Origin of the sequence: Mycolicibacterium sp. MU0053, from assembly GCF_963378095.1 — a bacterium.
GTDB classification, from domain to species: Bacteria; Actinomycetota; Actinomycetes; order Mycobacteriales; family Mycobacteriaceae; genus Mycobacterium; species Mycobacterium burgundiense.
The window spans coordinates 1-23459 of the sequence record NZ_OY726397.1; the positions used below are offsets into that span (position 1 = coordinate 1).

Annotated in this window: 18 protein-coding genes and 2 tRNA genes; 13 read left to right on the plus strand and 7 right to left on the minus strand. The window is 67.7% G+C overall.

Features of this window, described 5'->3' with window-relative positions; all coding sequences use genetic code 11:
* Positions 1-20: 20 nt before the first annotated feature.
* The 10 genes from dnaA (at position 21) to RCP80_RS00050 (ending at position 13428) form a co-directional block, all read left to right on the plus strand.
* Complete coding sequence (dnaA, locus tag RCP80_RS00005) at positions 21-1529, plus strand: chromosomal replication initiator protein DnaA (protein ID WP_308480399.1); 1509 nt, start codon at positions 21-23, stop codon at positions 1527-1529.
* Between the two features lie 715 nt (positions 1530-2244).
* Complete coding sequence (dnaN, locus tag RCP80_RS00010) at positions 2245-3447, plus strand: DNA polymerase III subunit beta (protein WP_308480400.1); 1203 nt, start codon at positions 2245-2247, stop codon at positions 3445-3447.
* A gap of 31 nt (positions 3448-3478) precedes the next feature.
* A complete protein-coding gene (gnd, locus tag RCP80_RS00015; protein ID WP_308480401.1) occupies positions 3479-4372 on the plus strand; it encodes a phosphogluconate dehydrogenase (NAD(+)-dependent, decarboxylating) in 894 nt (297 codons plus the stop codon).
* Between the two features lie 7 nt (positions 4373-4379).
* Entirely contained in the window at positions 4380-5537 is a 1158-nt protein-coding gene (gene recF, locus RCP80_RS00020; RefSeq protein ID WP_308480402.1) for a DNA replication/repair protein RecF, read from the plus strand.
* Positions 5534-6103 (plus strand): DUF721 family protein, encoded by a 570-nt coding sequence (locus tag RCP80_RS00025; RefSeq protein WP_308480403.1) that lies wholly within the window; start codon positions 5534-5536, stop codon positions 6101-6103. Before recF ends, RCP80_RS00025 begins: the two co-directional genes overlap by 4 nt.
* Before the next feature lie 213 nt (positions 6104-6316).
* Positions 6317-8344, plus strand: coding sequence for a DNA topoisomerase (ATP-hydrolyzing) subunit B (gyrB, locus tag RCP80_RS00030; RefSeq protein ID WP_308483032.1), 2028 nt, complete (start codon positions 6317-6319; stop codon positions 8342-8344).
* 48 nt (positions 8345-8392) lie between these two features.
* Positions 8393-12169: an intein-containing DNA gyrase subunit A gene (gene gyrA / locus RCP80_RS00035; RefSeq protein WP_308480404.1), complete on the plus strand. Its 3777-nt coding sequence runs from the start codon at positions 8393-8395 to the stop codon at positions 12167-12169.
* Positions 12170-12191: 22 nt separating this feature from the next.
* On the plus strand, positions 12192-13082 hold the full coding sequence (locus RCP80_RS00040) for a DUF3566 domain-containing protein (protein ID WP_308480405.1): 891 nt from the start codon (positions 12192-12194) through the stop codon (positions 13080-13082).
* Between the two features lie 65 nt (positions 13083-13147).
* Positions 13148-13221, plus strand: a tRNA-Ile gene (locus tag RCP80_RS00045).
* Between the two features lie 134 nt (positions 13222-13355).
* Positions 13356-13428, plus strand: a tRNA-Ala gene (locus tag RCP80_RS00050).
* Between the two features lie 73 nt (positions 13429-13501).
* On the opposite strand, the gene cwsA is transcribed toward RCP80_RS00050, so the two are convergent.
* Positions 13502-13978 carry a cell wall synthesis protein CwsA gene (gene cwsA, locus RCP80_RS00055; protein WP_373693417.1) on the minus strand — a complete coding sequence of 159 codons (477 nt, stop codon included), beginning with the start codon at positions 13976-13978 and terminating at the stop codon, positions 13502-13504.
* Positions 13979-14042: 64 nt separating this feature from the next.
* Here cwsA and RCP80_RS00060 point away from each other — a divergent pair, with 64 nt between their 5' ends.
* Entirely contained in the window at positions 14043-14591 is a 549-nt protein-coding gene (locus tag RCP80_RS00060; RefSeq protein WP_308480406.1) for a peptidylprolyl isomerase, read from the plus strand.
* Positions 14592-14833: 242 nt separating this feature from the next.
* Here the strand turns inward: RCP80_RS00060 and RCP80_RS00065 are convergent, their stop codons facing one another.
* Together RCP80_RS00065 and crgA are read right to left on the minus strand one after the other, a co-directional pair.
* Positions 14834-15256 (minus strand): PH domain-containing protein, encoded by a 423-nt coding sequence (locus tag RCP80_RS00065; RefSeq protein WP_308480407.1) that lies wholly within the window; start codon positions 15254-15256, stop codon positions 14834-14836.
* A gap of 148 nt (positions 15257-15404) precedes the next feature.
* A complete protein-coding gene (gene crgA, locus RCP80_RS00070) occupies positions 15405-15668 on the minus strand; it encodes a cell division protein CrgA (RefSeq protein WP_308480408.1) in 264 nt (87 codons plus the stop codon).
* 106 nt (positions 15669-15774) lie between these two features.
* Between crgA and RCP80_RS00075 the strand changes: the two genes are divergently transcribed.
* Entirely contained in the window at positions 15775-16524 is a 750-nt protein-coding gene (locus RCP80_RS00075; protein ID WP_308480409.1) for a DUF881 domain-containing protein, read from the plus strand.
* A 33-nt stretch (positions 16525-16557) separates the two neighbouring features.
* Positions 16558-17256 (plus strand): aminodeoxychorismate/anthranilate synthase component II, encoded by a 699-nt coding sequence (locus RCP80_RS00080; protein WP_308480410.1) that lies wholly within the window; start codon positions 16558-16560, stop codon positions 17254-17256.
* Here RCP80_RS00080 and pknB read toward each other — a convergent pair.
* Genes pknB through RCP80_RS00100 form a run of 4 tightly spaced genes read right to left on the minus strand, consistent with a single transcriptional unit; the run spans position 17234 to position 23323 of the window.
* Positions 17234-19105, minus strand: a complete 1872-nt coding sequence (gene pknB / locus RCP80_RS00085) for a Stk1 family PASTA domain-containing Ser/Thr kinase (protein ID WP_308480411.1) — start codon at positions 19103-19105, stop codon at positions 17234-17236. The two genes, RCP80_RS00080 and pknB, sit on opposite strands and share 23 nt — an antisense overlap.
* Positions 19102-20442, minus strand: coding sequence for a protein kinase domain-containing protein (locus tag RCP80_RS00090; RefSeq protein ID WP_308480412.1), 1341 nt, complete (start codon positions 20440-20442; stop codon positions 19102-19104). Before RCP80_RS00090 ends, pknB begins: the two co-directional genes overlap by 4 nt.
* Positions 20439-21914, minus strand: coding sequence for a D,D-transpeptidase PbpA (gene pbpA, locus RCP80_RS00095; protein ID WP_308480413.1), 1476 nt, complete (start codon positions 21912-21914; stop codon positions 20439-20441). Before pbpA ends, RCP80_RS00090 begins: the two co-directional genes overlap by 4 nt.
* Entirely contained in the window at positions 21911-23323 is a 1413-nt protein-coding gene (locus RCP80_RS00100) for a peptidoglycan glycosyltransferase RodA (protein ID WP_308480414.1), read from the minus strand. Before RCP80_RS00100 ends, pbpA begins: the two co-directional genes overlap by 4 nt.
* Positions 23324-23459 lie beyond the last annotated feature (136 nt).

Sequence of the window (23459 nt, forward strand, 5' to 3'; positions counted from 1 at the left end):
CGAAACAGGGGGATCCGTCGTTGAGCGATGATCCCAGTGCCGATTTTGGGACGTTGTGGGCCCAGGTTGTCGCGGAGCTCAACGGCGAATCCGAGGCCGCCCAACACGGTTCCGCGCCGCCGAACGCCGACGGCTTCAACCGACCGCTGACCCCCCAGCAAAGGGCCTGGCTCAAACTCGTCAAACCGCTGACGATCGTCGAGGGCTTTGCTCTGCTGTCGGTACCGAGCAGCTTTGTCCAGAACGAGATCGAACGGCACCTGCGCATCCAGATCACCGACGCGCTGAGTCGTCGCCTCGGACAGCGCGTCGAACTCGGGGTGCGCATCGCTCCCCCGTCCGCCGACGACGCCCCCGACGACACCGACTCCCCCGCGCCGCCCGAATCCGAGGACGTCGACGAGGTCGACGAGGACAGCGAGGCGTTGGCCAGCGCGCACGAAAGCTGGCCGTCCTACTTCACCGGCCGCCGCCCGGCCGACACCGCGACCACCCAGGCCAACAGCCTCAACCGGCGCTATACCTTCGAGACCTTCGTCATCGGCGCGTCCAACCGGTTTGCGCACGCCGCCGCGCTGGCCATCGCCGAGGCGCCGGCGCGCGCCTACAACCCCTTGTTCATCTGGGGCGAATCCGGTTTGGGTAAAACCCATCTGCTGCATGCGGCCGGCAACTACGCGCAGCGACTGTTCCCCGGCATGCGGGTCAAGTACGTCTCCACCGAAGAGTTCACCAACGACTTCATCAACTCGCTGCGCGACGACCGCAAGGTCGCGTTCAAGCGCAGCTACCGCGACACCGACGTGCTGCTGGTCGACGACATCCAGTTCATCGAGGGCAAGGAAGGCATCCAGGAGGAGTTCTTCCACACCTTCAACACCCTGCACAACGCCAACAAGCAGATCGTCATCTCCTCGGACCGCCCGCCCAAGCAACTCGCGACGCTCGAGGACCGACTGCGGACCCGCTTCGAATGGGGTCTGATCACCGACGTTCAGCCACCCGAACTCGAAACCCGCATCGCGATCCTGCGCAAGAAGGCGCAGATGGAGCGCCTCGATGTGCCGGGCGATGTGCTGGAACTCATCGCGAGCAGCATCGAGCGCAACATCCGCGAACTCGAGGGGGCGTTGATCCGGGTCACGGCCTTCGCGTCGCTGAACCAGACACCGATCGACAAGGCGTTGGCCGAGATCGTGCTGCGCGATCTGATCGCCGATGCCAGCACCATGCAGATCAGCGCGGCCGCGATCATGGCCGCCACCGCGGAGTACTTCGACACCACGGTGGAGGAGTTGCGCGGGCCGGGCAAGACCCGCGCGCTGGCGCAGTCGCGTCAGATCGCGATGTACCTGTGTCGCGAGCTCACCGACCTGTCCCTGCCCAAGATCGGGCAGACGTTCGGCCGCGACCACACCACGGTGATGTACGCCCAGAAGAAGATCCTCAACGAGATGGCGCACCGCCGCGAGGTCTTCGACCACGTTAAGGAACTCACCACCCGCATCCGCCAGCGCTCCAAGCGCTGACCTGGCAGCCGGGACGGCCGCCGCGACGCACGGTTGGTTGCCCGCGGCCCGGCCTGCGCGTTTCCCCTCATCAGGCCCTGGACGGCCCGTGGCGGCCCGCTACGCGCGTGGCCAGCCCCTCACCCCACCCCAAACGCGCAAGTTCGCGTGATTCTCGTCGGCGAGGTCGACGAAATGCCGGAAGCCACTCGCACTTTGCGGCCCAAACCCCCCTTTCGGCGGGTGGGGCGGGGAGAAACTTGGGCACCAGCGGCCACAACAGTCCCAGCGCCGAGATGTGTAGTTCCCTGTGCACAACCTGCCCACCAACGGCGCCCGGCTGCGGGATCTCGTGCACAACCTCGATGTTCTGCACAGCCGGGCCGAGTAGTCCTCAGGATGCTCCACGGCTGCTCCACAGCGGCGCACCGCCCTGGTCTGCAGCAACCCCGATCCATCCCCAGTGTGCACAGCCCCTATTACTACTACTGCGTTATCTCCCTAGATTGTTCTTTAGAAGCAGACCGTTGGGGACAGCCGCTCCACAACCCGATGACCTCGGCTCACAGCGCCGATGTCGGGGCGATCGAATAGCTTTGAAGTTACGAGCGAAAGCTCTACGGTTGTTCTTCGACGGCGGATAGGGTCGTCCTGCGGGGCACGGTCACCGGACCTCGGCGAAGGACCGCCGCCGCCAGAAGCTTGTGAATTGATCGTGAAGTGACGAAGGGACGCTATGGCCGTGCATGGGCCGACGGTGACAGTTGGCACCGACTTGAAGTGCCGTCTGGTGCGAGACGACTTCGCCGATGCGGTGGCATGGGTGGCGCGAAACCTTCCGAGCAGGCCCACCGTGCCGGTGTTGGCCGGGGTGTTGATCACCGGGACCGAAGACGGTCTGACGATCTCCGGATTCGACTACGAGACCTCCGCCGAAGTTCAGGTTGCGGCCGAAGTCGCTTCTCCTGGAAGCGTTTTGGTGTCCGGGCGGCTGTTGTCCGACATCACCCGGGCGTTGCCGAACAAGCCCGTCGAGGTCAACGCTGACGGCACCCGGGTCGCGCTGACCTGCGGCAGCGCCCGGTTCTCGCTGCCGACGATGGCGGTCGAGGACTATCCGGTGTTGCCGACGTTGCCCGAGGACACCGGCATGGTGCCGGCGGATTTGTTCGCCGAAGCCATCGGTCAGGTCGCCATCGCCGCCGGCCGCGACGACACGTTGCCGATGTTGACCGGCATTCGGGTGGAGATCTCGGGCGACAGTGTGGTGCTGGCCGCCACCGACCGCTTCCGTCTCGCCGTTCGCGAACTCACCTGGACGACCTCGACCGCCGACACCGAGGCCGCGATCCTGGTGCCGGCCAAGACGCTGGCCGAAGCCGCCAAAACCGGCGGTGCGGGCACCGAAGTGCATCTGTCGCTCGGGGCCGGCCCCGATGTCGGCAAGGAAGGCCTGCTGGGCATCCGCAGCGGCGGAAAACGAAGCACCACCAGGCTGTTGGATGCCGAATTCCCGAAATTTCGGCAGTTGCTGCCGGCCGAGCACACCGCGGTCGCCTCGCTCGGTGTGGCCGAACTCACCGAAGCCATCAAGCGCGTGGCGCTCGTCGCCGACCGCGGCGCCCAGGTGCGGATGGAATTCAGCGACGGCACGGTGCGGTTGTCGGCCGGCGCCGACGACGTGGGCCGCGCCGAAGAGGACCTGCCGGTGGAGTTCGCGGGGGAACCGTTGACCATCGCGTTCAACCCGACCTACCTCACCGACGGCCTGGGGTCGCTGCATTCGGATCGGGTGGCCTTCGGTTTCACAACGCCGAGCAAGCCCGCGGTGCTGCGACCGGGCGGCGAGGAGGGCTCGCTGCCCGAGGGGTCGGGCCCGTTCCCGGCCGCCGAAACCGATTACGTGTACTTGTTGATGCCGGTACGGCTACCCGGTTAGGTCCTGTCGGACCGACCGGAAAGGGGATTGCATGCAGCTCGGGTTGGTTGGACTCGGCAAGATGGGGTTCAACATGCGCGAACGGCTGCGCGCGGGCGGTCACGAGGTGATCGGCTACGACCCACGCCCCGAGGTCACCGACGTCGAAACCCTCGCCGCGCTCGCCGGCGCCCTCGACGCGCCGCGGGTGGTGTGGGTGATGGTGCCGTCCGGGCCGGTCACCAGCGAGACCGTCGCCGACCTGGCGGCGGTGCTCAGTGCCGGTGATCTGGTGATCGACGGCGGCAACTCGCGCTACACCGAAGACGGCAAGCACGCAAAACTGTTGGCCGAAAAGGGAATTGGCTTTGTCGACGCCGGTGTCTCCGGTGGTATCTGGGGCTTGACGGAGGGGTACGGCCTGATGGTCGGCGGCGCCGACGCGGATGTGGAACGCGTCCTGCCGATCTTCGAGACACTGCGGCCCGAGGGTCCGCGCGAGGACGGCTTTGTCCACGCCGGGCCGGTCGGCGCCGGGCATTACGCCAAAATGGTGCACAACGGCATCGAGTACGGGTTGATGATGGCCTATTCGGAGGGCTACGAGTTGTTGGCCGCCGAGGATTTGATCCAGGATCCGCAGGCGGTCATCCAGGCCTGGACCAACGGCACCGTGGTGCGGTCCTGGTTGCAGCAGCTGCTGGCCAAGGCGCTGTCCGAGGATCCCGGGCTGGCCGAGATCTCCGGCTACACCGAGGATTCCGGTGAGGGCCGCTGGACCGTGGAAGAAGCCATCAACCACCGCGTTCCGGTTCCGGTGATCGCTGCCTCGTTGTTCGCCCGGTTCGGGTCGCGGCAGGAGGAGTCCCCCACCATGAAGGCCGTCGCCGCGCTGCGCAACCAGTTTGGCGGGCACGCCGTCAAACGGATCGGTCTTTCCGGTTAGGTCGCGTGTGTACGTTCGTCACCTGGCTCTGCGGGACTTCCGATCGTGGCACTCCATTGACCTCGATCTGGAGCCGGGCCGGACTGTATTCGTCGCTCCCAATGGCTACGGGAAGACCAATCTCATTGAGGCGCTGTGGTATGCGTCGACCTTGGGCTCACACCGGGTCGCCACCGACGCGCCGCTGATCCGGGCCGGCGCCGAGCGTGCGGTGGTCTCGACGATCGTCGTCAACGAGGGCCGCGAGATGGCGGTCGACCTCGAGATCACCGCGGGGCGGGCCAACAAGGCCCGACTGAACCGGTCACCGGTGCGTAGCACCCGGGAAGTGCTCGGCGTCTTGAAGGCGGTGCTGTTCGCCCCCGAGGATCTGTCGCTGGTGCGCGGTGATCCCGGCGATCGACGCCGTTATCTCGACGACCTGGCGGTGCTGCGTCGGCCCCGAATCGCCGGTGTGCGTGCCGATTACGAGAAGGTGGTGCGGCAGCGGACGGCGTTGTTGAAGTCCGCGGCCGGGGCCCGCTACGGCGGCCGGGACGCCGGGATCGAGCAGACCCTGGAGGTCTGGGACGGCCATCTGGCCGACCACGGCGCGGAGCTGATGGCGGCCCGGCTGGAACTCGTCAGCGAGTTGGCCCCCGAGGTGGAGAAGTCCTATCAACTGCTGGCGCCGTCGTCGCGGCCCGCGACCATCTCGTACCGCAGCAGCACCGAGTTCTCCCCCGATGTCGTCGCCGGCCCGGACGCGGTGGATGCGTTGCGGCTGGCCTTGCTCGACAGCCTGGCCCTGCGGCGGCGCGCCGAACTCGAACGCGGCGTCTGCCTGGTGGGTCCGCACCGCGACGATCTGGAACTGACACTCGGTGACCAACCCGCGAAAGGCTTTGCCAGCCATGGCGAATCGTGGTCGATCGCCTTGGCGTTGCGGCTGGGATCCTACGAGCTGTTGCGCGCCGAGGACGCCGAGCCGGTGTTGCTGCTCGACGATGTCTTCGCCGAGCTCGATACCTCGCGGCGCGCGGCGCTGGCCGGGGTCGCGGCCTCGGCCGAACAGGTGTTGGTGACTGCCGCTGTGTCCGAGGACATTCCGGCCGAGTGGGATGTGCGTCGGGTCATGGTCAACATGAAAGACACTGAACACGGCCGGGTTTCGGAGCTGGTATGACCGAATTCGACGACGAACCCGAGGAGACCCCGAAGCCGCCGGCGCATCTGGCGGGCCTGAAGGGCATGGATCTGGTCCGCCGCACGCTGGAGGAGGCGCGTGGTGCGGCCCGGGAACAGGGCAAGGATGTCGGTCGCGGCGGTCACGGTCCGGTCCGTCGCTCCCCAGTCGCGGGTCGGCGTCGCCGCTGGTCCGGTCCCGGGCCGGACAGTCGGGACCCGCAGCCCCTCGGCGCGGCCACCAACGACCTGGCCAAGAAGCGGGGCTGGAACAACAAGGTCTCCGAGGGCGTGGTCCTCGGTCAGTGGGCCGTGGTGGTCGGTGAGCAGATCGCCGAACACGCCCAGCCCACGGTCCTGCGGGACGGGGTGCTGAGCGTTTCGGCCGAGAGCACGGCCTGGGCCACTCAACTGCGCATGGTGCAGGCCCAGCTGCTGGCCAAGATCGCCGCGGCGGTCGGCGACGGCGTGGTCACTTCGTTGAAGATCACCGGTCCCACCGCGCCGTCGTGGCGCAAGGGCCCGCGGCATATCTCCGGACGGGGACCCCGCGACACCTACGGTTGAGGTGCGCGCTCAGAGCTACCAGGACAGCGCAGTCTCCTCAGGTGGTCCCGATTTGGTGCCGCTTAGCACGAAAATCAGCGCCTGACGCAATCAGATGCCCAGAAACGCCCATAGAGTATGAGTCCTGACGGGGTCTACCGGTAGACTTGGACGATGACCTGCCGCGGTGACTAGGCCGCGTGCATGCGACACCCCAAGGAGAAGCGTCCGACCGTGGCTGCGCAAAAGAAGAAGAATGATTACGGCGCCGAATCCATCACCGTTCTCGAGGGCCTCGAGGCCGTGCGCAAGCGGCCCGGTATGTATATCGGATCCACCGGAGAGCGTGGTCTACACCATCTGATCTGGGAAGTTGTCGACAACTCGGTCGACGAGGCGATGGCGGGCTACGCGGACCAGGTCGATGTCACCCTGCTCGACGACGGCGGCGTGGAGGTGCGCGACAATGGCCGCGGCATCCCGGTCGCCATGCACGCCACGGGCGTCCCCACCGTCGATGTCGTGATGACCCAGTTGCACGCCGGCGGCAAGTTCGGCGGCGAGGAGAGCGGCTACACGGTCTCCGGCGGCCTGCACGGCGTCGGTGTCTCCGTCGTCAACGCGCTGTCACGGCGGCTCGAGGTCGACATCTGCCGGGACGGCTACGAATGGTTCCAGGTTTATGACCGCGCCCAGCCCGGGACCCTCAAGCAGGGCGAGGCCACCAAGAAGTCCGGCACCGTCATCCGGTTCTGGGCGGACTCGGAGATCTTCGAGACCACGGTGTACGACTTCGAAACCGTGGCGCGGCGCCTTCAGGAGATGGCCTTCCTCAACAAGGGCCTGACCATCAACCTCACCGACAAGCGGGTCCGGGTCGAAGAAGTGGTCGACGACGTGGTCAGCGAGACCGCCGAAGCGCCCAAATCCGCCGAGGAGCAAGCCGCCGAGGCCGCGGCGCCGCAGAAGGTCAAGCACCGGACCTTCCACTATCCGGGCGGCCTGGTGGACTACGTCAAACACATCAACCGCACCAAGACCCCGATCCATCAGAGCATCGTCGACTTCGAGAGCAAGGGCACCGGCCATGAGGTCGAGGTCGCGATGCAGTGGAACGCCGGCTACTCCGAATCCGTGCACACCTTTGCCAACACCATCAACACCCACGAGGGCGGCACCCACGAGGAGGGCTTCCGCGCGGCGCTGACCTCGGTGGTCAACAGGTACGCCAAGGACAAGAAGCTGCTCAAGGACAAGGATCCGAACCTCACCGGTGACGACATCCGCGAGGGCCTGGCGGCGGTGATCTCGGTGAAGGTCGCCGAACCGCAGTTCGAGGGTCAGACCAAGACCAAACTCGGCAACACCGAGGTCAAGTCCTTCGTCCAGAAGGCCTGCAACGAGCAGCTCAACCACTGGTTCGAGGCCAACCCGGCCGAGGCGAAAATCGTTGTCAACAAGGCGGTTTCGTCGGCGCAGGCGCGTCTTGCCGCGCGCAAGGCCCGCGAGTTGGTGCGGCGCAAGAGCGCCACCGACCTCGGCGGGCTGCCGGGCAAGCTCGCCGACTGCCGTTCTACCGATCCGACCAAGTCGGAACTGTATGTGGTGGAGGGTGATTCGGCCGGTGGCTCGGCCAAGAGCGGGCGCGACTCGATGTTTCAGGCGATTCTGCCGTTGCGCGGCAAGATCATCAACGTCGAAAAGGCACGCATCGACCGGGTCTTGAAGAACACCGAAGTCCAGGCGATCATCACCGCGCTCGGCACCGGTATCCACGACGAGTTCGACATCACCAAGCTGCGCTATCACAAGATCGTGCTGATGGCCGACGCCGACGTCGACGGTCAGCACATTGCGACGCTGCTGCTGACGCTGTTGTTCCGGTTCATGCGGCCGTTGATCGAGAACGGCCACGTGTACCTGGCGCAACCGCCGCTGTACAAGCTGCGTTGGCAGCGCAGCGAACCGGAATTCGCCTATTCCGACCGCGAGCGCGACGGTCTGCTGGAGGCCGGTCGGCAGGCCGGTCGCAAGATCAACGTCGACGACGGCATCCAGCGCTACAAGGGCCTCGGCGAGATGAATGCCAAGGAACTGTGGGAGACCACCATGGATCCCTCGGTACGGGTGTTGCGGCAGGTGACGCTCGACGACGCGGCCGCCGCCGACGAGTTGTTCTCGGTGCTGATGGGCGAGGACGTCGCGGCCCGTCGCAGTTTCATCACGCGCAACGCCCGGGATGTCCGCTTCCTGGATGTGTAGCGCGCACAACACCTTTGACTCGAACATGGCAGAACAGATGAGGATCAGATGACAGACACCACGCTGCCGCCCGGCGGCGGTCCGGCCGATCACGATCGGATCGAACCGGTCGATATCCAGCACGAGATGCAGCGCAGCTACATCGATTACGCGATGAGTGTGATCGTGGGCCGCGCGCTGCCCGAAGTCCGCGACGGCCTCAAGCCGGTGCACCGCCGGGTGCTGTACGCGATGTACGACTCGGGCTTCCGCCCGGACCGCAGCCACGCGAAGTCGGCGCGGTCGGTGGCCGAGACGATGGGTAACTACCACCCGCACGGCGACTCCTCGATCTACGACACTCTGGTGCGCATGGCGCAGCCGTGGTCGCTGCGCTACCCGTTGGTGGACGGTCAGGGCAACTTCGGTTCGCCGGGCAACGACCCGCCGGCCGCGATGCGTTACTGCCTCACCGCCGATGCGATGGTCCGGCTGCCGTTCGGGCAGTCGATACGGATCGGTGACGTCGTACCGGGCGCCCGACCCAACACCGACAATGAGATCGATCTGAAAGTTCTGGATCGCCACGGCAATCCAGTGCTGGCGGATCGACTCTTCCAATCCGGTGAGCATCCGACCTACAAGGTGAGCACCGCCGAGGGCTACGAGGTCACCGGGACGGCCAACCATCCGCTGTTGTGCCTGGTCGACGTGGCCGGTGTGCCGACGCTGTTGTGGAAGCTGATCGAAGAGATCCGCCCCGACGACTGCGTGGTCCTGCAGCGCACACCGCCGATGGAGTTCGGCTCGGCCGATGGGGAGGTCTCCCTGGAGGCCCTGCTGTTGGGCGCCTTCATCAGCGAGGGCTTCGTCGGCGAATCCCGAGCGGGATTCAACAACCTTGACCGCGATTATTTCAACCTCGTTGTCGCCGCTTACGACGCCGTCATCGGCGGACCGCGGTACGTCTCGGAACGACTGATCGCCTCCGGCTCCACCCTGCTCGAGCTCGACATTCAGAACACGGCGCGACTGCGAAGCAGCCGTCTGGGCTGCCTCGTCGGCCAGCGCTCGGCCGACAAGGTGATCCCGGAGTGGTTGTGGCGCTCTCCCGCCGCGGTCAAACGCGCCTTCCTGCAGGCGTTGTTCGAGGGCGACGGTTCGTGCTCGGCCCTGCCGCGAAACACCGTGCAGGTCTCATACTCCACCCGTAGCGGACGCCTGGCCAAGGATGTCCAGCAGATGCTGCTGGAGTTCGGGGTGCTCTCCAATCGGTACCTGCACGCCACCGGTGAACACAAGGTCGTCATCACCAACCGTGGACATGCCGAAGCGTTCGCAAGTCTGATCGGATTCGGCGGCGCCAAACAGACCAAGCTGCAAGGCATCTTGTCGGCGTTGCCGGCCCGAGCCGCCGGCCTCGATGGCGATTTCGTGCCCGGACTGGGCGCGTTCATCCGCGAACACAGTGGTGGTTCGTGGGTCGACAAGGAGTGGTTGCGCAGGCACAACATCGACCGGCTGTCGCGTTGGCGGCAGCACGGTGCCGAGATCCTGGATCACATCGCCGATCCGGATGTCCGCGCCATTGCCACCGCCCTGACCGACGGCCGGTTCTGTTATGCGCGCGTCGCGGCGGTGACCGATGCCGGTGTTCAACCGGTGTACAGCTTGCGGGTCGACACCGACGATCACTCGTTCATCAGCAACGGATTCGTCAGCCACAACACCGAGGCCCGGCTGACCCCGCTGGCCATGGAGATGTTGCGTGAAATCGACGAGGAGACAGTCGATTTCGCCCCGAACTACGACGGCCGGGTGCAGGAGCCGACCGTGCTGCCCAGCCGGTTCCCGAACCTGCTGGCCAACGGATCCGGCGGCATCGCCGTCGGCATGGCCACCAACATCCCGCCGCACAACCTGCGTGAGCTCGCGGAAGCGGTGTACTGGGCGTTGGAGAACTACGAGGCCGACGAGGAGACCACCCTCGAGGCGGTGATGGAGCGGGTCAAGGGGCCTGACTTCCCCACCCACGGCCTGATCGTCGGCACCCAGGGCATCAACGAGGCCTACCGCACGGGTCGCGGATCGATCCGGATGCGCGGCGTGGTCGAGATCGAAGAGGACAGCAAGGGTCGCACCTCGCTGGTCATCACCGAACTCCCCTACCAGGTCAACCACGACAACTTCATCACCTCGATCGCCGATCAGGTCCGCGACGCGAAGCTGGCCGGCATCTCCAACATCGAGGACCAGTCCAGCGACCGGGTGGGCCTGCGCATCGTCATCGAACTCAAGCGGGACGCCGTGGCCAAGGTCGTGGTGAACAACCTCTACAAGCACACCCAGTTGCAGTCGAGCTTCGGTGCCAACATGCTGTCGATCGTCGACGGCGTGCCGCGCACGCTGCGCCTCGACCAGATGATCCGCCTGTACGTCGAACACCAACTCGATGTCATCGTGCGGCGCACCACCTACCGGCTGCGCAAGGCCAACGAACGGGCCCACATCCTGCGCGGCCTGGTCAAGGCCCTCGACGCGCTCGACGAGGTCATCGCGTTGATCCGGGCGTCCCAGACCGTCGACATCGCCCGCGCGGGCCTGATCGAACTGCTCGACATCGACGAGATCCAGTCGCAGGCGATCCTCGACATGCAGTTGCGGCGCCTGGCCGCCCTCGAGCGGCAGCGCATCGTCGACGACCTGGCGAAGATCGAGGCCGAGATCGCCGACCTCGAGGACATCCTGGCCAAGCCCGTGCGGCAGCGCGGCATCGTGCGTGACGAACTCGCCGAGATCGTCGAGAAGCACGGCGACGACCGGCGCACCCGGATCATCGCCGCCGACGGCGACCTCAGCGACGAGGATCTGATCACCCGCGAGGACGTCGTCGTCACCATCACCGAGACCGGCTACGCCAAGCGCACCAAGACCGACCTGTACCGCAGCCAGAAGCGCGGCGGCAAGGGTGTGCAGGGCGCCGGCCTCAAGCAGGACGACCTCGTCGCGCACTTCTTCGTGTGCTCGACGCACGACTGGATCCTGTTCTTCACCACCCAGGGCCGGGTGTACCGGGCCAAGGCCTACGACCTGCCCGAGATGTCGCGCACGGCGCGCGGCCAGCACGTCGCGAACCTGCTGGCCTTCCAGCCGGAGGAGCGCATCGCCCAGGTCATCCAGATCAGGGGCTACGACGATGCGCCGTACCTTGTCTTGGCGACCCGCAACGGCCTGGTCAAGAAGTCCAAGCTGACCGACTTCGACTCGAACCGCTCGGGCGGCATCGTCGCGATCAACCTGCGCGGCGACGACGAGTTGGTGGGTGCGGTGCTGTGCTCGGCCGACGACGACCTGCTGCTGGTCAGCGCCAAGGGCCAGTCGATCCGGTTCTCGGCCACCGACGAGGCGTTACGGCCGATGGGCCGCGCCACCTCGGGCGTGCAGGGCATGCGGTTCAACGACGACGACCGGTTGTTGTCGCTCAACGTGGTCCAGGAGGGCACCTACCTGCTGGTCGCCACGGCCGGCGGTTACGCCAAGCGCACCGCGATCGAGGAGTACACGGTCCAGGGCCGCGGCGGTAAAGGCATCCTGACCATCCAATACGACAAGCGGCGTGGCACTCTTGTCGGAGCGTTGATCGTCGACGACGACACCGAGTTGTACGCCATCACCTCCGGTGGCGGTGTCATCCGGACGGCGGCGCGCCAGGTGCGCAAGGCCGGCCGTCAGACCAAGGGCGTTCGGTTGATGAACCTGGGCGAGGGCGACACACTGATAGCCATCGCGCGCAATGCCGACGAGACTGAAGACTCGGAGGCGTCGGCGGACGCCGCCGACGAGTAGCGGTCAAACGGACGGAGTTGGTGTGAGTTCACCGAACGAACCGGGCCACCCGGGCGCCGGCGAGAATGCCGGCAGCGGCAACGGCACGGTCGACCGGAGCGGGACCCGGCCGACCACGCCGGTGCCCCGGGTCACCGACTCCGGTGAGGTACCGCCCTGGCAGCGCGGCGCCGGCCGCACCCAGCAGTCGACTCCCCCGCGGCCGGCCGCCGAGCCGCCGGCCCGGGAGCCGAAGCCGGAGTCGCGGCCCGAGAACCGCGGCGCCCACGCCGCGGCCGGTGCGGACAGCCGGATCAGCCGCTACGTCACCGGTACCGCGGCGCCCGGCGCGTTGCAGGGCGCCAGCAAGCCGTCGGCCCCCGCCGGCGACTCGGAGGCGCAGGCCCGTCCGGAGTCCGTCCGCAGCAAGGAGTACGCCAGCGAGCTGCCCGACCTGTCGGGACCCCAACCGCGGCCGGCGGCACCGCGCCGCGACGCCGACCGGCCCGACGGGGCGGCCGCGCGGACGACGGTCACGAACCGAATCCAGGTGGGCAGCCGGGCCAAGTCCGGACCGGTGCGGGCCAGCATGCAGATCCGTCGCATCGATCCGTGGAGCACGCTGAAGGTGTCGCTGCTGCTGTCGGTGGCGCTGTTCTTCGTGTGGATGATCGCCGTGGCGTTCCTCTACCTCGTGCTGGGCGGCATGGGCGTGTGGACCAAGCTGAACAGCAACGTGGGCGATCTGCTGACCACCAGCGGCGGCGCCGGCGGCGAGCTGGTGTCCAGCGGCACCATCTTCGGCGGCGCCCTGCTGATCGGTCTGGTCAACATCGTGCTGCTGACCGCGATGGCGACCATCGGCGCGTTCATTTACAACCTGTCGACCGACATCGTCGGCGGGGTCGAGGTGACGCTGGCCGACCGGGATTGACCCAGGTCGGGAGGCGCGTTTTGTTCCCACGGCCGCCGGTGCGGTAATCTCACCGCTCGGTGTACGGGCCTATAGCTCAGGTGGTTAGAGCGCTTCGCTGATAACGAAGAGGTCGGAGGTTCGAGTCCTCCTAGGCCCACTATGAGACTGCTGTTGGGCGTTGTCGCCATGGTCGCCGCGGCCGCCGTGGTGTTACGGTCACGGCAGCGTGCCGAGGTCTGGCACTCCCTCCCGGAATCAGCGGTCGGCCAGACGCCCGCCTGACTCAGGCAAGGGGCCTTAGCTCAGTTGGTAGAGCGCTGCCTTTGCAAGGCAGATGTCAGGAGTTCGAATCTCCTAGGCTCCACAACGCACTTCCGGCAGTGCCCGCGGTGCGAATGCCGCCGGGCTTTCGCAACCCAACCCCGACGGCGGTTCCGCTACGGCCTGGGATCGATCTGCACGCTCGGCGGCAGCGCCGACGAGGGCTCCGGTTGCTTGGTGCGCCGCACGAACGCGAACGCCGCCCCACCGAGGACCAGGGTGCCGGCCACGGCCCCGGCGATAATCCAGGGCCGCTTGCTGTTTCGTCGGTTGGCCCGCGCCTCGCGGAAGGTCTCCGGCAACTCGGCGAGCACCTCCCCCGCCGTGCTGAGCTCGCGCGTGAGGGCCTCCTGGGCCGCGGCGAGTTCCTTGCGGAGTTGACCGCTGCGGTAGCGCTGCCGGACCGAGGACGCCGTCGCGGCGACCGCGTTGGCGCTCAGGCCCAACGCTCCCCTGGTGATGTCGACGGGGCCCGCCGCGGTGTGTGCCAGCCCGCGGGTGAGGCGCTGCGCGGGGGTGGGCCGGGACTCGGTGCTGGAGGTCATGTCCACCTTCTGAAAGTCGAACGAGCAATACCGGTGTGTGGTTCTCACCCTGCCACTGTCGCGGCCCGTTCGGGGCCAAAGGTAGGTGGGCCATCAAGCCGATACTGCGATAGTGGCACACTGTAAAACCGTGACTACGAGCCCCATTCAGACCGCTACCGCAACCCTGCACACCAACCGCGGCGACATCAAGATCGCGCTGTTCGGCAACCACGCCCCCAAGACCGTCGCCAACTTCGTCGGGCTGGCCCAGGGCACCAAGGATTACTCGACGGAAAACGCGTCCGGTGGCAGCTCGGGCCCGTTCTACGACGGCTCGGTGTTCCACCGGGTCATCGAGGGATTCATGATCCAGGGCGGCGACCCGACCGGCACCGGCCGCGGCGGACCCGGCTACAAGTTCGCCGACGAGTTCCACCCCGAACTGCAGTTCGACAAGCCCTACCTGCTGGCGATGGCCAACGCCGGGCCGGGCACCAACGGTTCGCAGTTCTTCGTGACTGTGGGCGCCACGCCGCACCTCAACCGCAAGCACACCATCTTCGGAGAGGTGGTCGACCCCGAGTCGCAGAAGGTCATCGACGCGATCGCCACCACGGCCACCGACCGCAACGACCGGCCGTCCGAGCCCGTCGTGATCGAGTCGGTCACCATTTCCTGACGCTGCTCGGCTGAGGGCCGGCCGCTCGAGCCTGCATGGGCCGACGGCCGGCCTCGGCGTGCCGAGCGTGCGGTTCGATACGGCGACGCGGCGTGTCGCGGATGGACCTGCACTGTCGCGTACACCGTCGGCTGGTTTGGGCCCCTAAAGCCGAGCGAGCGTGCGCAGAACACGTGAATGTGGCGGCGTGTCCCCCGGGACACGCCCGCTCGCGCTATCGGACGCCACCCCCGAGATTCGCGCTAGGGGGCGTAGCCGGCGGCGGTGAGGGCATCGAGCACCACGAGCGGGTCGGTGCCCAGGTCCCACCGGGTGAAGACGCGCAGCCGGTCGTCGGTGGTGTCGATCTCCAGCATCCGGGACCGCCGCCCCAGGCGTCGGAACTCGGTGATCCGGATGTGCGCGATCTCCGATTTCGGCAAAGTGGTGACGCCCAGCAATCCCCGGATGGCGAGACCGCCTTCGGTGATTGCTAGTTTCGGCCGGTTCCGCCACGACACGAGTGCAAACACCAGCAGGCTCACCGCGGCAACGCCGGTCAGCACCCGCCCCGGGGTGTCTGTGACCAGCATCACACAGGCGACGGCCATCACAATCCCGCCGATTCCGAGGGCTGCGATACTCCCCGACCGGGGTCCCCAGAAAGTTTGCTGCGAATCATTCATAGGTGCTCTTACCATTGCAGATGGAGTTATCCACAGGCGCTATCAACAATGGGGATGAATAACACGCGTGTGATTGGGTTGACAGGACCCGTCGGCATCAGTAGGCGCCGGATCCCCATAATGAATTCATTCTGTCGCCGCGCTGGGCTCAGCGCCAGCGCATCGTCAGTAGCAGTCCGGTGATCATGAAGGCAAACGCGATCGCGTAGTTCCACGGCCCGAGGTCGGCCATCCACGGCAGCGACGAGGATGCGAGCTGGAAAACCAACAGCCAGAACAATCCAATCAACATCAAACCCACGAAAAGTACGACAAACCACACACTCGACGGTCCGGCTTTCACCTTGACCGGGGTGCGGCTGACCGGGTTGATGGTGAAGTCGTTCTTCTTGCGAACCTTGGACTTGGGCATGGTTACCTTCGTAGAAAGTTGAACAGGTGCGACGATGAACGTCGCGACAGGAGTCTCCCGAGCCTAACGCAGCGCCCGGGTCTCCTCAGAACACGCAGGAGTGGTGATGGCCGATCCGCCGCCCCGCCGGACCTGGTGGCGATTCGGGGTGCCGGTGGTGTGTCTGCTGGCCGGCCTGCTGCTGGCCGCCACCCACGGCGTCGCCGGTGGCGACGAGATCCGCCGCAGCGACGCGCCCCGGCTCGTCGACCTGGTGCGCGAGGCCCAGCAGTCCGTCGAGCGGGTCGCCGCCGAACGCGACGACCTGGCCGGGCGGCTGGACTCCACGCACGGCAGGTCCGGTGGTGCGGCGCTGGCCGCCATGCAGGCCCGGGCCGACGAGATCGCCGCGGAGGCCGGCCTGGACCCGGTCCGGGGCCCCGGGCTGGTGGTCACCCTCACCGATGCGCAGCGGGACGCCCAGGGTCGTTTCCCGCGCGATGCCCGCCCCGATGACCTGGTGGTGCACCAGCAGGACATCCAGGGCGTGCTCAACGCGCTGTGGAGCGCGGGCGCGGAGGCCGTCCAGATGCAGGATCAGCGCCTGATCGCGACCTCGGCCCCGCGCTGCGTGGGCAACACGCTGTTACTCAACGGGCGGACCTACAGCCCGCCCTACCGGATCACCGCCGTCGGCGATCCGGTGGCGATGCAGGCCGCGCTCACCGAGGCGCCCCTGGTGTCGCTCTACAAGCAGTACGTGGTGCGCTTCGGCCTCGGCTACACCGAGGAGGTCCACGACGACCTTCAGGTGGTCGGCCATTCCGACCCGGTCCGGATGCGCCACGCCCGCCCGATCGGGCCGTTGGGGTACTGAGCCGCATCCCGCCGACCCCGGTAACCTGTGACGATGCAGGTCTTGGTCGTCGACAACTACGACAGCTTCGTGTTCAACCTCGTGCAGTACCTCGGGCAACTCGGGGTGACGGCACAGGTGTGGCGCCACGACGACCCCCGACTGGCCACCGCCGACGCCGTCGGCGCGGTCGCCGCCGAGTTCGACGGCGTTTTGCTGAGTCCCGGTCCGGGCACCCCGGAGCGGGCCGGCGCCTCGATTCCGCTGGTGCACGCCTGCGCCCAAAGCGCCACCCCGCTGCTGGGAGTGTGCCTGGGACACCAGGCCATCGGCGTGGCCTTCGGCGCCACCGTCGACCGTGCGCCCGAGCTGCTGCACGGCAAGACCAGCACCGTGTTTCACCGCAATTCCGGTGTCCTGCAAGGGCTTCCGGACCCCTTCACGGCAACGCGGTACCACTCGTTGACGATCCTGCCGGAGACGCTGCCCGAGGTGCTGCAGGTCACCGCGCAGACCCGCAGCGGCGTCATCATGGGCGTCCGGCACGCCGAGTTGCCGATCCACGGCGTGCAATTTCACCCGGAGTCGATCCTGACTGAGGGCGGTCATCGGTTGCTCGCCAACTGGCTCGGGTACTGCGGTGCCGCGCCCGAGGAGGGTCTGGTGCGGCGCCTCGAGACCGAGGTCGCCGACGCCCTGGCCGGGTCTCCGGCGGCGCGGACGGCGGGGGCTACGAGCCGAACGACAGCGTGATCGTCCCGCTGTAGTTGACGCCCTGGCCCGACTGCGGCGCCTGCGACATCACCCGGTTGCGGTTCTGATCGCCGGCGTTGGGTACGTCGGGGCCCTTGTTGAGCACCCCGGTCCAGCCCAGCGCGCGCAGTGTGGGTTCGGCGTCGGTCCAGAACTGGCCGACCAGGTTCGGCATGGTGAACTGATTGCCGCGCGAGACCCGCAGTTCGATCACCGAGTCCAGCGGAACGTTCTGTCCGGTCGGGGGATTGGTGCCGATCACGGTGCCCACCGGCTGGGTGCCGTCGACGTCGGCCCGGGCCACCTTGGTGAAGCCGTACACGCCGAGATTGCGCTGCGCGACGTCGACGGTCTGGCCGCTGACATCGGGCACATCGCGGGTTTCGGGGCCGGCGCCCACGATCACGGTGATCTCGTTGGTGATCGCCGAGGTCTGGTTGGCCGGGGGACTGGTGCCGATCACCCGGTCCTTGAGTTCGGGGGTCGACGGCGAATTCGCCTGTTTGAACACCGTGAAGCCGGCGGCCTTGAGCTTCTGCACCGCATCGCCGTAGCTCAGCCGTGCGACGTCGGGCACCTCGCGCTGCTCGGGACCCGTCGATACGTAGACGGTGATCTCGTCGCCCGCGCCGACGGAGGTGTCGGCTGCGGGTTCGGTCTCGATCACGTGGTCGGGCGGGACGCTGGAGTCGGGCCGCTGCTGGGTGCGGGTCTGGAAGCCGCGGTTCTGCAGGGTCGCCACCGCATCCGCCGACGTCACGCCGGTCACGTCGGGCACCGCGACATCGCGGGTGTCGCCGCCGAAGACGTTGATGGAAATCGTGACGATCACCGTCAGCACCGCCAGCACCGCCACGGCCACCAGCCAGCGCGCCACCGATCCGCCGCCGCGGCCGTCGCCGTAGGGCACCGGCGCCGCGATCTGCTGCGTCTGATCACCCCGGTATCCCGGCGGCGCGGTCAGCATCGAGGTGCGTTCGGCGTCGGTGAGGACCTTCGGGGCCTCCGGGTTCTCGCCGTTGTGCACACGGACCAGGTCGGCGCGCATCTCGGCGGCCGTCTGGTAGCGGTTGTCGGGATTCTTGGCCAAGGCCTTGAGCACCACCGCGTCGAGTTCGGCGGGAATGCCGGCGTGCCGTTGCGAGGGCGGCACCGGATCCTCCCGGACGTGCTGGTACGCCACGGCCACCGGGGAGTCACCGACGAAAGGTGCTTCGCCGGTGAGCATTTCGTACAGCACGCAGCCCAGGGAGTAGACGTCGGAGCGGGCGTCGACGGACTCGCCGCGGGCCTGCTCGGGAGACAGGTACTGGGCGGTGCCGATCACCGCGGCCGTCTGGGTGACGCTGTGGGTCTCGGCCAGCGCGCGGGCGATGCCGAAGTCCATCACCTTCACCGCACCGGCCCTGCTGATCATGATGTTGGCCGGTTTGACGTCGCGGTGGATGATGCCGTGGGTGTGGCTGAAGTTCAGGGCCTGACACGCATCCGCGATGACCTCGATGGCGCGCTTCGGCGGCATCGGCCCGTCGTTGTGCACGATGTCGCGCAGCGTCACGCCTTCGACGTACTCCATGACGATGTAGGGCAGCGGACCGGTGGGCGTCTCGGCCTCACCGGTGTCGTAGACCGCGACGATCGCCGGGTGGTTCAGCGCGGCGGCGTTCTGCGCCTCCCGACGGAACCTCAGATAGAAGCTGGGGTCGCGGGCCAGGTCGGCGCGCAGCACCTTGACCGCGACGTCCCGGTGCAACCGGGTGTCGCGGGCCAGATGGACCTCCGACATTCCGCCGAACCCGAGGATTTCACCGAGTTCGTAGCGGCCGGAGAGCAGCTCAGGGGTCGTCATTGCGGTATCTCGTCAGTAGGCAGGGTCGAGCGTGCAGCGTGGGCGGTGGACAGGACCACGGACCGCGCGGGGTTGACACCAGCATCCTCGGTGCGCGGTCCCGGCGTCCAATTCTGCGGGGACCAGCTCTGCGGTTCCACGTACGGTTCCTCCGGCGGGGCTTCCGGTGGCACCTCGCCGGCCGGTTCCTGCCCCGGCGTGACGGTGTCGGTGACGGTCGGCGGGGGCTGATTCTGGTTCAGCCGATCGTCGCGGGCGTTGACCACGATCAACACCGCGATCACGATCGCGAGGGTGCCCAGGACGCCCGCGGCCCACAGCAGCGCGCGCTGTCCCGAGGAGAAGGTGCGCCGCGGCGCCACCGGCGGCCGGTGATGGCCCGTCGCGGGGCGGGCCCGCGCCGCGGTGGCCGGTCCGACGGCCGCCCGCGCCTTGGTGCTGGACGGGATCGCCGCCGGAGCGGCCCGGCCGATCGTGGGTGCGGAGTTGGGCCGCGGCGGACGGCGGCCGGAGCGGACGGCGGCCACCGCGTCGGCGAACGGGCCGCCGCTCTTGTAGCGCACGCCTGGGTTCTTGGCCAGCGTGATCTCGATGAGCTCGCGCACGTTGGGCGGCAGGTCGGCGGGCAGCGGCGCCGGGGTCTCCTTGATGTGCTTCATGGCCACCGTCAGAGCGCCGTCGCCGGTGAACGGGCGCCGACCCGAAACCGCCTCGTAGCCGACAACTCCCAATGAATACACATCGCTGGCGGCGGTGGCGTCGTGGCCCAGGGCCTGCTCGGGCGCGATGTACTGGGCGGTGCCCATCACCATGCCGGTCTGGGTGACGGGCGCGGCGTCGACGGCCTTGGCGATGCCGAAGTCGGTGAGCTTGACCTGCCCGGTCGGGGTGATCAGGATGTTGCCGGGCTTGACGTCGCGGTGCACCAGGCCGGCCGAATGCGCGACCTGCAGGGCGCGGCCGGTTTGCTCGAGCATGTCGAGGGAGTGCCGCAGCGAGAGCCGCCCGGTGCGCTTGATCACCGCGTTCAGCGGTTCGCCGTTGACCAACTCCATCACCAGGTAGGCGGTGCGGCCCGAGCCGTCGATCTCGGTTTCACCGTAGTCGTGCACGCTGGCGATCCCGGGATGGTTGAGCATCGCGACCGTGCGGGCCTCGGCGCGGAAGCGTTCGACGAACTCGGGGTCCGACGAGTACTCGGCCTTGAGGATCTTGACCGCCACCCGACGGCCCAGCCGGCTGTCGACGGCCTCCCACACCTGGCCCATACCGCCGGTGGCGATGAGGCGCTGCAGCCGGTAGCGGCCGGACAGCGTGACGCCTACGCGGGGGCTCATGATCCTCCCTGAAGTGCCGTGGCCATCACAGCCCGGCCGATCGGTGCCGCGATCGCGCCGCCGGTGGCCGCGAGGCGGTCACCGCCGTTCTCGACCACCACCGCGATGGCGACCTTCGGGTCTTTGGCGGGCGCGAAAGCGATGTACCACGCGTGGGGCGGCGTGTTACGCGGGTCGGTTCCATGTTCGGCGGTACCTGTCTTGGACGCGATCTGGACGCCGGGGATGGACCCAGCCTGCTGGGTGGACTGTTCGGCGTCGATCATCAAATCCGTTAGTTTAGCGGCGACCTGCGGAGACACCGCACGCTCCTGCTCGTAGGGGACGGTGCTGGAAATGTTTGCCAGGTCGGGGCCTTTAAGGCTGTTCACCAGGTACGGCTGCATGGCGACGCCGTTGTTGGCGATGGTGGCCGCCACGAGGGCGTTCTGCAGCGGGGTCATCGCGACGTCGCGCTGACCGATGGCCGTCATCCCCAGCGCCGCCCGGTCGGAGATGGGGCCCACGGTGGACTCGGCGACCTGCAACGGGATCGGCTCCGGAGGCGTGTCGAGGCCGAAGGCCGCCGCGGTGTCGCGCAGCCGGTCGGCGCCGATGCGCAGCCCCATCTGGACGAACGCGGTGTTGCAGGACCGCGCGAAGGCTTCCTGCAGCGAGGCCGTCTGGCCGGACCCGCACGGCGCCCCGCCGTAGTTCTCCAGCGCCGCGGTGCTGTCCGGCAGCGGGATCGAGGGCAGTGCGGTGAACCGATCGTCCACGTCGATGCCGGCCTCCAACGCCGCGGCAGTGGTGATGACCTTGAACGTCGAGCCCGGGGGGTAGCGCTCGGAGATGGCCCGGTTGGTCAGCGGGCTGGTGGGGTCGTCGCGCAGGTTCTCCCACGCCGCCGATTGCGCGGCGGTGTCGTGGGTGGCCAGCCGGTTGGGGTCATACGACGGCGAGGACACCATCGCGAGGATCCGCCCGGTGGACGGGTCCAGCGCGACGACGGCACCCTTGCAGGGTCCGCTGCACCCGCGCTGCAGGCCGTCCCACGCGGCCCGCTGCACGCGCGGCACGATCGTGGTGTCCACGCTGCCGCCGCGCGGGTCGCGGCCGGTGAAGAAGTCGGCCAACCGGCGGCCGAACAGGCGCTGATCGGATCCGTTGAGGATGCTGTCCTCGGCCCGCTCCAACCCGGTGCTCGAATAGCTGAGCGAGTAGAAGCCGGTGATCGGCGCGTAGACCAGGGGATCCGGATACACCCGGAGATAGCGGTAGCGGCCCTCGGTGGACACCGAGTAGGCCAGCAGCTGGCCCTCGGCCGAGATCTGGCCGCGTTGCCGCGAGTACTCGTCGAGCAGCACGCGCTGGTTGCGCGGGTCGGCACGCAGACCATCGGCGGTGAACACCTGGGTCAGCGTCGCGTTGCCGAGCAGCAGCACGATCAGGGCCATCAGCGTCATCGAGACGCGGCGCAGGGAGGTGTTCATACCTTCTCGATCACCTCGGTGCTGGCGACGGCGATGGGCGGTTGCACGGCCGGCTGCGGCCCGGTGTTGATGGGCCGGCGCGCGTTGTGCGAGATCCGGATAAGGATCGCCAGGAGCAGATAGTTGGCCACCAGCGACGAGCCGCCGTAGGACATCCACGGCGTGGTGAGGCCGGTCAGCGGGATCAGGTTGGTGACGCCGCCGACGACGATGAACAACTGGATGCCCAACGTGCCCGCCAGCCCGGCCGCCAGCAGCTTGCCGAAGCTGTCCCGCACGGCGATCGCGGTACGCAGGCCCCGGATGATCACGATGGTGTAGAGCATGAGTACGCCGGCGAGGCCGACGAGGCCGAGTTCCTCACCGATCGCGGCGATGATGAAGTCCGTCGAGGCGGCGGGCACCGTGCCGGGTTGCCCGTTGCCCAGGCCGGTGCCGAAGATGCCGCCGGTGGCGAAGCTGAACAGCGACTGGATGGTCTGGTAGCCGGCGCCGTCGGGATCGGCGAACGGGTCCAGCCAGTTCTGTACCCGCACGCGGACGTGGGCGAAGAGGTAGTAGGCGGCGATGCTGCCGGCGGCGAACAGGCCCAGCCCGATCAGCACCCAACTGAGCCGCTCGGTGGCGATGTAGACCATCAGCAGGAACGAGGCGTACAGCAGCAGCGAGGTGCCGAGGTCCTTCTCGAAGATCATCACGCCGATCGAGGCGACCCAGGCGGCCAGCAGCGGAGCCAGGTCGCGGGGCCGGGGCAGATCCAGGCCCAGCACATGCTTGCCGGCGCTGGTGAACAGCGTGCGCTTGGACACCAGCACGGAGGCGAAGAAGATCAGCAGCAGAATCTTGGAGAACTCGGCGGGCTGTATCGAGAAGCCCTCGAAGCGAATCCAGATCTTGGCGCCGTACTCCTCGGAGTACTTCGCGGGCAGCAGCGCCGGGATGACCAGCAGGACCAGCCCGGCCAGGCCGCAGACGTAGCCGTAGCGCGACAGCTGCCGGTGATCCTTGAGCGCGACGACCACCGCGATGAAGCCGAGCACACCCACCAGGGTCCACAGCAATTGCTGGTTGGCACTGGGGGTTTCGTCGGCGATTGCCACCCGCACCAAATCCAGGCGGTGGATCATCACCAGGCCCAGACCGTTGAGCAACGCGACGACCGGCAGCAGCAGCGGGTCGGCGTAGGGCGCGAAGCGCCGGATCGCCAGGTGCGCGCCGCCGAAGAGCGCGAGAAAACCGGCGGTGTAGGCCAACAGGTCGGCCGAGAGGGCCTGCTCCTGGTTGATCTCGACGAGCAGCAGGGCCGCGGTGGTGATCGCCGCGGCGAAACACAACAGCAACAGCTCGGCATTGCGGCGATTCGGCAGTGGCGGTTTGACCGCCACCGGGGACTGCGGTGCCGTGGTCATGGGCCTGAGCTCGCTACTCGCCGACTGCTCATGCGGCCGTCCGGCAGTCCGTACCCGGCTTCTGCGGCGCCGGGGGCAGCGTCGTCCTGGTGGGTGGCGGTGCCGGGGTCGCGGCGGGCGGCGGCGCCGGCGGGGA